At 67.7% G+C, this 9,788-nt stretch carries 6 protein-coding genes and 1 tRNA gene; 1 reads left to right on the top strand and 6 read right to left on the bottom strand.

Annotated features, from left to right (window positions below; translation table 11 throughout):
• The first annotated feature begins 183 nt into the window (after positions 1-183).
• The gene (locus WA616_RS15060) at positions 184-336 is read left to right on the top strand and encodes a hypothetical protein (protein ID WP_336031035.1); all 153 of its coding nucleotides are present in this window, start codon (positions 184-186) and stop codon (positions 334-336) included.
• A gap of 472 nt (positions 337-808) precedes the next feature.
• On the opposite strand, the gene WA616_RS15055 is transcribed toward WA616_RS15060, so the two are convergent.
• The 6 genes from WA616_RS15055 to WA616_RS15030 all read right to left on the bottom strand — a co-directional run bounded on the left by WA616_RS15055 (position 809) and on the right by WA616_RS15030 (position 9,713).
• Positions 809-1,822 carry a TerC/Alx family metal homeostasis membrane protein gene (locus tag WA616_RS15055; RefSeq protein ID WP_336031033.1) on the bottom strand — a complete coding sequence of 338 codons (1,014 nt, stop codon included), beginning with the start codon at positions 1,820-1,822 and terminating at the stop codon, positions 809-811.
• Between the two features lie 144 nt (positions 1,823-1,966).
• On the bottom strand, positions 1,967-2,734 hold the full coding sequence (locus tag WA616_RS15050; RefSeq protein ID WP_336031031.1) for an ATP-binding protein: 768 nt from the start codon (positions 2,732-2,734) through the stop codon (positions 1,967-1,969).
• A 223-nt stretch (positions 2,735-2,957) separates the two neighbouring features.
• Positions 2,958-3,311 (bottom strand): hypothetical protein, encoded by a 354-nt coding sequence (locus tag WA616_RS15045; protein ID WP_336031028.1) that lies wholly within the window; start codon positions 3,309-3,311, stop codon positions 2,958-2,960.
• A 481-nt stretch (positions 3,312-3,792) separates the two neighbouring features.
• Positions 3,793-3,865: transfer RNA gene (locus WA616_RS15040), tRNA-Lys, on the bottom strand.
• A 104-nt stretch (positions 3,866-3,969) separates the two neighbouring features.
• Positions 3,970-6,675 carry a site-specific DNA-methyltransferase gene (locus WA616_RS15035; protein ID WP_336031027.1) on the bottom strand — a complete coding sequence of 902 codons (2,706 nt, stop codon included), beginning with the start codon at positions 6,673-6,675 and terminating at the stop codon, positions 3,970-3,972.
• Positions 6,675-9,713, bottom strand: a complete 3,039-nt coding sequence (locus WA616_RS15030) for a BPTD_3080 family restriction endonuclease (protein WP_336031026.1) — start codon at positions 9,711-9,713, stop codon at positions 6,675-6,677. Before WA616_RS15030 ends, WA616_RS15035 begins: the two co-directional genes overlap by 1 nt.
• Positions 9,714-9,788 lie beyond the last annotated feature (75 nt).

Genomic DNA, 9,788 nt, shown 5'->3' with positions numbered 1-9,788 from the left:
CCGTGGCGGGTGCCGAGGGCGCCTCGACACGCGCGACGCGATGCAAGTCCATCCACTACGGACCGTCACGAAGTCGTAGCGGGGAACTGCGTCGCTCGCAGGAGTGAGAGCCGGCATCCGCGACTGGCCGACCTCGGGCCGGACGCGGACCGTCTGCTCCTCACCACGCGTGAGGAGCCGACGATGTGGAACTGGCAGGACGGTCTGCAGGCGTGGGGCGCCATGACGGCGGTGGCGGTCGTGCTGCTGGCCGTCATCACCGCTCTGGCCTGGTACGCGCACCACCACGTCACCGCCGAGGACGATCCCGACCTCACCGCCGAGCTCCGAGGATGAACGGACGACCCGCTCAGCCGGCGAACGGTGAGTCGGGCTGTCCCTGACGGCGGCCCATCGAGCGCGGCGAACGACCGGTCGAAGGAGGGCAGCTCGCCGGTCGGCACGACACCGCGCACCACGGCGGTGTCCGCCTCGGGGATCGTCGCCAGCCGGGGCCAGGGTGCTGCTCGGGATCCAGTCGCGGCATGTGCCTCCGGTCTCGAGTCGTGGGGACTCGCCCCCGCTCGGACTCACTGCAGACACCCGGGCCGGGCGGGAGTCATCGCACCGGCTCCGTACCGTCATCCGCGAGAGCATCCTCTTGGGCAACCCGCTGCCTCGCTCGCAGGTCGGACGGGCCGGGCCCGGACCGGCCCGGCTGTCCCGTGACTGATCCCGTCCGGTGCCGCGCGCCCAGGAGCATTGCTCCTGCGGTCGCGCGGGTCGCCGGCACACATGGCCGGACCGCGTGAGGACCCGGCGGGGGCGACTACGTCTGCGGCTCGCCCTCCGGGTGCCGGGAACCGGTCGCCCGCAGCGATCCGGGGTGGGCGTGAGCGGTGGGGTCGCGGCGGGTCTTGGCCAGGCTGGCGACGGTGACGACGGTGAGCACGACGACGATGACGCCCAGGCTGAGCGAGGTGGGGATCTCCGGCACGCGCGGATCGATGTCGACGTGGGCCCAGTGCAGGATCAGCTTGACGCCGATGAACGCGAGGATGAGCGCCAGGCCGGCGGACAGGTAGACGAGCCGGTCGAGCAGGCCCTTGACGAGGAAGAACAGCGCCCGCAGGCCGAGCAGCGCGAAGGCGTTGGCGGTGAAGACGATGTAGGGCTCGTCGGTCACCCCGAAGACGGCAGGGATCGAGTCGAGGGCGAACAGCAGGTCGACGCTGCCGATCGCGATGAGCACGATGAACAGCGGCGTGACCATCCGCCGGCCCTCGAGGCGGGTGGTGAGCCGGCCGCCGACGTAGTCGGGGGTGACCGGCAGGAGGCGGCGGGCGGCCCTGACCATCGCGTTGTCCTCGATGTCGGGGTCCTCGTCGCGGTGCCGGAACAACTGCACGGCTGTGTAGATCAGCAGCAGGCCGAAGAGCAGGAACATGAAGGAGAACAGCGACAGCAGCGTCGCGCCCAGCGCGATGAAGATCGCCCGCATGACCAGCGCGAGCACGATGCCGAAGGTGAGCACCTTGTGCTGGTGCTCTTCGGGCACCGCGAACGTCGTCATGACGATGACGAAGACGAACAGGTTGTCGACCGACAGGCTCTTCTCCACCACGTAGCCGGCGAAGTACTCGGTGCCGGGGACGCCGCCGTAGGTGACGGTGAACCACACGCCGAACGCGATGGCCACCGCGATGTAGAACACCGACCACGCGGTGGCCTCGCGGAAGCCGACTCGGTGCGGCCGGACCGCGGCCAGCACGAGGTCGACGGCGAGCAGGGCGAGCACGAAGGCGATGGTGAGCGCCCAGGTCAGTCCGCTGATCTCGAGCACGCCGGTCTCCGTCTCGTCGGCGAGTGACCCCCACGCCGGTGCTGGGCGTGCCCTCCGGTGGGATGCCCGCCGGATCGACGGTCCAACCCGCGCGGCGCGGCGCCCCTGCGGTCGGCGGACCCACCGACCGCAGGGCAGGTCCCGTCAGCGGGCGGGGAGGACGGGCCCGGGCCTGTCCGGATCCGCCGTGCGGGGCGGCCTACCCGCCGTGGAACGAGGCGAACGGTCCCTCCGCGGAGCGGGAGCCGGAAGCGGGGTGAGGCTCATGCGGTGCGCCCGCTCGGCGTCCCGGGATGCGCGCTCGGCGACAGCGCACCAGGCGTCGGCGTGCTCGGTCCTGCCCGCGGCGGCGGCGTCCGCCGCCATCCGCTGCAGGGTCCCCGCGATCCGGGCCTCGGTCGCGGCGAGGCAGGCGGTCAGGTCGCGGGCCCGCGCGGTGGCCGCCCGGATGCGCTGCTGGGAGGGCGGCGCGGGCGGCATCCGGTAGGTGATGTGCGCCCACACTGTCTTGTGCTCCCCGTCTAGGTCCCAGCCGTGCGCGCGGCTGAGCCGGGCCACCAGGTGCAGGCCCATGCCGCCGAGCGCGGCGTCGCGGCCGATCGCCGGGGTGGGCGGTTGTGCGGCGGCGGTGTCCCGGACCTGCAGCAGCCACCCGGTAACGGCCGCGGTGACGGTCACGTCGACCGGCGGGCGGCCGTGGCGCAGGCCGTTGGAGGCCAGCTCCTCGACGGCCAGCAGCAGGCGCTCGCCGTCGTCGGCCCCGGCGGGCAGCTCGCCGTCGGCCAGTACTGTGCGCAGCCGTCGCCGCATGGCGGTCAGCTCGGCGGCGGTACCCGGTTGCCCGTGCCACATCGCGGCCCGGCCGGGTCCCGGCACCGGCGGTGGTCGCTGCGCCCACGACGAGTGGTCCATGTGCCCCATCCGAAGAGCGTCGAGGCCGTGCTCGACCTCCGGAGTGGGTGGGGCTCACCCGTCCCGTCGGACCGGCCGGACCCGTGTTGTCAAGTTCCGTCCGCTCCCGGCCTACCCGCGGCCCCGCCATCCCATGCCACCGCTGCCCCATGCCACCGCCGTCCCATGCCGTCGCTGTCCCATGCCACCGCCGTCCTCGCACGAGCAGTGCTCCCCCGATGAGTCAGTCGTGGCCGGCGCGCCGGGCGCGCCGCGCCTCCTGCTCGGAGGCATCGGCCTCACGCAGGAGCCGTTCGGCATCCGCCGTGCGGCCCTGGGCGTCGGCCGTGGCCGCGACCTCGTGCAGGGTGTCGGCGAGCCGGGCCTCGGTGTCGGCGGTCGTCGCCTCCGCACGACGCACGCGGGCCTGGACCTGTTCGAGCGCCATCTTGGCGTTCCGGGCGCGCTCGGCGGCCTTCCGGGCCTGCTCCCCGGCGGTCCGCGCGGCCGTGACCGAGGGGTGTTCACCCGCATCCGGCATACCGCCAGCGTGGCGCTGCCGGACGACGGCGGCACGCTCAGCGAGGCGCCGGCCCACCGCGACTGCGCCTGGATCGCGTTCACCATCGGGATGGGCTTCGCGATGCCGGACAGAGGTTCAGGACACGTCGATCCGCGAGGTCACCCTCGGGCACGCCTTGCTGATCCACCTGTTCGGAACGGTGGTGATCGCCGTGGCGGTGAACCCGGTGACCAATCGGGGACGGCAGGGATAGACGTCGACCCGTCACCTGGCACGGATGTGCTCGTCGTGGTGGCAGTTCCGGCTGCAGTCGGCGGCGTTCGTGGACACACGAAGCCGTCCGCGGCCGCATCTCCCCGCTGATCAAGCCGCCCATGGAACGGCAGTGAACGGCCCCGAACGCGATCCATGGCGGCCTGTTCGACGACGACCTGAGCGATCTGGCCGCTCGGATGGACGCCGCGGCGAGGGAGGCAGCGTCCGCGCGTGTGGGCGCGGTGTGGGCGCGGCCCGCATTCGGACCGGCGTCAGGACGTAGAAGTGCTGGTCAGCACGGTGGGCCCCGTGGGGATCGAACCCACAACCCGCGGATTAAAAGTCCGCTGCTCTGCCAGTTGAGCTAGAGGCCCGGGGGATCCGTGCTTTAGACGGTGCTGGCCTCGGGGTTTCCCTCGGTGTTATCCGGCACAGGGGGCACGGGCCCGCCGCACGTAGCGTACGGCGGGCCCGGAGGTCAGAGCTCGTAGACCTTCAGGACGTCGTCCCCGTAGTGGTTGATCACCTTGACCGCGATCCTTCCCGTCGACGGCTTGGGGAAGGGCCGGCTCACCGTGCTGTTCAGGCTGGCCCACGCGTCATGGTCGATCTCCGCTCGCAGAGCCTTCTTCAAGTTGCCGTAGGGGTCGTCTTTTCCAGTGAAGTACGCATGCCGCACGAAGAACGAATCACCGTTGTAGTTGGTGTCGATGAACCAGCAAGCGATGTCGTCGGTGGAGTGCGACCGGACTGCTCCAGTCGTCGGGTCGAAGACGTCGACACCGTGGACTTCGACTTCGACCATCCCATTCAGCTCTGAAGGACGCACAGTGATGTCAGGTTCGCCGAAGACCATAAAGAGGTTGCCGGCACCTGTGTTCTTCAGCAGCGTGCTCCCCATCGTCAGGTCCGGATTCATACGCACCAGAAGCACTGGGAGCTTCCCCATCCGAACCTCGGCCTGTTGAGTGGCGAAGGCATTCACGTCGTTAGACGGCTTGAACTCGGCAGTGACCTCGCCCGCGCGGGAGTCAAACGCGAACCCGCACACCAGAAGCAGGTCGAATCCAGCCCCCTTGAGCGCCTCCTTAGCTGCCTCCTTTATCTGGTCAGGACCAACAGTGCCGTGTTGGGGCCCGAGGCTCAGGGCCGCTCTCCGCGGCTCCCCGTCAGCAGAGATGTATTCACCGGTCGCCTGAAGCCACGTGCCCGCATACGGCTCTAGGCGATCGAACTCCAACCTCTCCTGCTTCACGGTGTTCTGGACGCCGGCCTTACGGAGCTGACTCAGGATTGTGGCCTCATAAGTCTCCTCCGAGGCTACGGCCGCGGCCGCCTCAGTTGCCGGCATTTCCTGCGACGGATCCACGACGGAATGCGGGGATAGCGTCTCGACAGTGAATCGCCCGGTGACCCGAACGCGGCGGGATTCCTCATAGGGTTGGTCGAACAGCACCTCAAACTCGGCACGCGACGAGATGCGCCGCCGAAGCTCAACTCGGGAGAGCCCGTCGGCAACGTCCGGATTATTCGCGATCGACCTGAGCGTGACTCGAGGAATGCGCCGATAGACAAAGCCCTGCCGGATGTCATTCCGGAAGCCGTCGGCCTTTCGCTCTTCCTTATCAAGCACGGCAAGCGCCTCGGCGCCCTCACGCGAATCAGCGAGCACGTATGACGGATAGCGCCTACCCATCAAGCGCGCCCGAGCTAGCGTGACCGCTACGCGGGAAGTGTCGATAGCGACCCACCGTCGCCCCCACTGTTCCGCGACCACAGCAGTTGTGCCGCTACCACATGTCGGATCCAGCACCAGGTCGCCGGGATCGGTGGTCATGAGCAGCGCGCGCTCGATGACCTTCGTGTTCGTTTGAACCACATAGGTCTTGTCCATGCCGCTGCCCGACTGCGTGTCAGTCCACAGGTTTGTCACTGGAATACCCGGGAAGTCGTCAAGGTACCTAATGTACGACAGCGAGTTTCCTGTTGCGGCAACGCGCCCGGCGTGGATCAGTCTTTGCATCCCTTCGCGATGCGTCGACCATTCCCGACTGCTAGGCAGGTATGTGCGTCCTTCGAACTCGACAGGGAAGTATCCGGTACGCCCCTCCCGAACTCGGGCTGACGTGAGAATCTGATAGCGAAAGACCCGGCCTCCAGGCGGGATTCGGGTGGGATCCCGTCGCTCTTCCTTCGTTAGACGTCGCCTCTCGCCGTCCGTCAGCTCCACCATGTCGTACGCGTCGGCCCCCGCGCCGCCCACGTCTTTGGCCATGAACAACTGTCGGTACTTCATCTGGCCGCGTTGCTTCGCATACCAAAGGAGGTAGTCAGTGGTGCCCGGGAGGAAGGCCGCCGTTTGTCCGGCCGTCTTGCGGAAGGTGATCTGGGAAACGAAGTTGTCAGCCCCGAAGACCTCATCTAGGAGACTCCGGACCACATGTACGTTTTCATCCCCGATCTGGACGAAGACGCTCCCGGTTTCGTTTAGCAGGACGTTTGCAGCAGCAAGTCGATCGCGAAGGTAGGAAAGGTACGTGTGGACGCCGTCCTTCCATGTGTCGCGAAAGGCGCGGATCTGCTCGGGCTGTCTTGTTAGATCGCTTGCCTTTCCGTCCTGCACCTCGCGCTTACGCGTACTGATCTGGAAGTTGGAACCGAAACGGATCCCGTAAGGCGGGTCGATGAAGACCGCCTGCACCTTACCTGCGAGTCCTTCCTTGTCAGCCATGCTGGCCATAACCAAGAGGCTATCGCCGAGGATGAGCCGGTTCGACCAGTTCGTATCGTGCTGATAGAAGTCGACTAGTTCAAACGAGTCGAGTCCGTCGAAGTCATCGAAGAGGCTGGGTTCCGACTCGACCTCTTCTGAGGACGCAGTGCTGCGTAGGTTCTCGACAATGGCTCGCGGCTCGATCTTCTCCTGGATGTAGATCGGAACCGCCGGCACCTGGAAGGGCTCAGCGTCCTGGTCGTCCTTTCCCCGCCAGACGAGCTGCGGGTCAGCAGACTGGTCCCGGGGGTACAGAAGCGGCCGCTCGTAGGTGACCTTCTGTGGCTCCCGCTGCTCGTCCGTGATGAAGTCGGCGAGGTCCGCGGTGGGGATGTTTGCTCGCTTGTCGGCGTGCTGGACCGACTCGACCGGCAGGGGACCGGGCGCGGCGGCCCGCTGGACAGGTGGCATCAGGGTGTCTCCTCAAGTTCACCGGCGCGGACCCGCTGAACGATCTCGGTCATCTGACGAAGGGCGACGTTGGGATCGGTGATCTCCGCGAACTGCCAGCGGCCGTACTGCCCGTCGTTGTTGATCGCGGGACACCACAGGTTGCGAGCTGCGGCGGTCTTGGCCAGCTTGTCCTCGCGGCCCTGACCAGAAACCTCGACGATCAGCGTGGTCGGGCCCCAGGTGGCGTCGACGCGGACGAGGAAGTCCGGCTCGTAGCTGTGCTGCTCACCCTCGTGCGTGTACGGGATGGAGAAGCCGAGGCGGTCGTTCTTGCAGTAGCTCATCACGCCGGGGGTGGCCTCGATGGCCTTCGCGACGGTCTGCTCCCATCCAGAGTGCAGGGTGACGTGGGTGATTTGGCAGCGGTCAGGCTGAGTCTCGTAGGTGCGGCGGGTCGTGTCGAAGGACACCTCCGCAGTAGAACCGACCGGGTCGAAGGATCTGTAGACCGGACGCAACCGGGGCGTTCCGCGCTCCGCACTCGTGCCGCGCACGATTGCCTGGTAGATGCGCTCTGCGGCGTCAGCCTTCTTCTGGTCGAGCAGGACCATGCCGGGGAACGCGTAGTCCTTACATTCGAGCCAGTGGTCGAGCCAATCCCGGACGATTGGTACCAGTTCACGGAACCGCCAGAACCGGTCGTTGCCGGCTTCGTCTCGGAGCCGTGGAAGCACGGTTCGAGCCAGTTCGTAAACGAGGGCCTGTTGGCGCACGGCTCGCAGGTCGTCCAGCGTGTGAACTTCCGCCTCACCGACGACGCCACGCACCGTGGTCTGGGTGGGCACGTCGTTGACGGTGAGCACCAGCCGGGAGTCGTCGTCGAACTGGGCCGACAACCGTGGATCGGGGAGGTCGTATCGGTAGCCCACTACACGGGGGAAGGTGATCTGCAGGTCAGCCCGCTCTAAGAGGGCACGGACGTGCACGATCGGGCGAACGACTGTCGGGCGGCCGCTCTTGCCGGTGGTGGCGATGAAGGAGAACGGGACTCCGTAGACCTCGGCGTACTCCGCGGTGAACAGGCCGGTGTCCTCGTCGATGGCGTAGGACCGTCGGCGCAGGGCGCGGCCGACGACCTGCTCGCACAGCAGCTGTGTGCCGAACGCGCGGACGCCGAGGACATGCGTGACGGTGTTGACGTCCCAGCCCTCGGTGAGCATGGAGACGGAGACGACGCAGCGGACTCCCTCGCCGAGCTTGCCCGGCTTGCCGACGGTGTTCATGACCTCGCGGAGAAGGTCCTCGTCGGTGAGGGCGTCGGCGTCGCGGCCGGGGAACCGGGCGCGGTACTCGGCCTTGAACTCCTCGATCTCCCGCGCTGCGATCCGCTTGAACTCCGGGCTCATCGCCTCACCGGACTCCAGCTGCTGGGAGTCCACGAGGATGGTACGGGGGCGGTCCCGCCAACCGCCGCGTTCGTCGTCGTTGCGGAACAGCGGCAGGCCGCCGCTCTGGACGACTGGGCGGTCGAAGCCGGGTAGCTGCTTCTCCCAGCCGGCGATGTAGTCGAACACCCGCTTGGAGACGGCGGTGTTGTTGCAGACCACGATGAACACCGGCGGCGTGCTGCCAGCGATGGTGGGGTCGCTGGCCTCCCAGTGCCGGAAGGAGCGTTCGTAGTTGCTGTACAGACTGTGCAGCGCGGCCTTGAGCTCGTCGGGCAGCACCGGCTCCTCGCCGTCCGCGTCGGCGCGCCGCCCGCGCTTGGGCAGATGGTCGCGGATGTGGACCCACAGGTCGCGGAAGGTGGGCAAGTCGGCCGGAGCGGCGTTGTCGTCCACGGGCAGCCGGGGAATCTTCACGACTCCGGCCTCGATGGCGTCGATCAGCGAGAAGTCGGAGGCGACCCAGGGGAACAGGGTTCCCTCCCCGTAGCCGGAGCCCTTCAGGAAGAAGGGCGTGGCAGAGAGGTCGTAGATGCGGCGGATGCCGTACTTGGCGTGAATGGCCTTGAGCCCGTTGATCCACTGGTGGGCCTCGCTTGCCCGGGCGGCTGCTTCCTTCTTCTCCTCACCGGTGAGCTTCTCCTGCTGGGCGTCCGCCTGGGGCACCGCTGGCCCCTGCCAGCAGTGGTGGGCCTCGTCGTTGAGGACGACGATGTTGGCCTTCCCTCCGCTGCGGTTGGCCAGCTCCCGGCAGACCCGGCGGGCCATCTGGTCGGGGGTCTCGGTGAACGGGCTCGGCCCGTCACCGGGATTGAGGATCTCCTTCGCGAGCTTGCCGGCGTTGGCACCGGCGCCGGTCTCGCGGAGCCCAAACTGGTGGAAGTTCACGATCGCGACGCGGGCGCGCTCGATGCCCGCCCGGAGGTCGGGCGGCACTAGGTCCATCGCGTCGTAGTAGTTCTCCGGGTCCGAGGGCAGCAGAACGCGCAGCCGGTCGCGGATGGTGATGCCGGGGGCGACGACGAGGAATGCGTCGGAGTAGGACCGGCTGCCCGGGCCCATCGGATTGGCCGCCTTGTTGCAGGCGTGCCAGGCGATGAGCATGGCCATGACGACGGTCTTGCCGGATCCAGTCGCCATCTTGTGCGCGATGCGGGGCAGGCCGTCGTTGAACGTCCCGTTGTGCTCGCGCAGCTCGTTGCCGAAGGAGGGGTCGGTCTTGGGCGCCACTTCGGTAAGCCAGATCGCCGTCTCGAGCGCCTCAATCTGAGCGAAGAACAGCGGTCGTCCGCGGTCTCGACGTGTCCAATGCGCGAGCAGCGCCTTGCTGGTGTTGGTCGCGCCGGCGTAGCGCTGCTTGCGCCAGATGTCGAGCTTGCCGCGGATCAGGTTGACCTGGTCGTTGGTCTTGAGCCGGTCCTCTGTCCAGTCCAGCGCCAGGGACAACTGCCCGGAGCGGCGCTGCGCCTGGGGCACGGGCATGAAGTACTGCGAGGGCCGACGCTTCCTGACGACCTCATTGGTGATCCCGTCGTCGTCGAACCGGAAGTGCCTCCCGGGCTCGACGTAGGGCGAGTTCAGGATCGGGTTCTCGATCACCCGGTCGACCACTGTTGCTGCCACCTCACCCCGTACCGCAGGTTGCGGAATCGCTACTACCGGTGGGAACGCTAACCGCTGGGCGGC

The organism is Geodermatophilus sp. FMUSA9-8 (assembly GCF_037034165.1).
Lineage (GTDB): Bacteria > Actinomycetota > Actinomycetes > Mycobacteriales > Geodermatophilaceae > Geodermatophilus > Geodermatophilus nigrescens.
The sequence above is the reverse complement of the archived record's forward strand: the minus strand, read 5'-3'. Positions and strand labels throughout refer to the sequence as shown.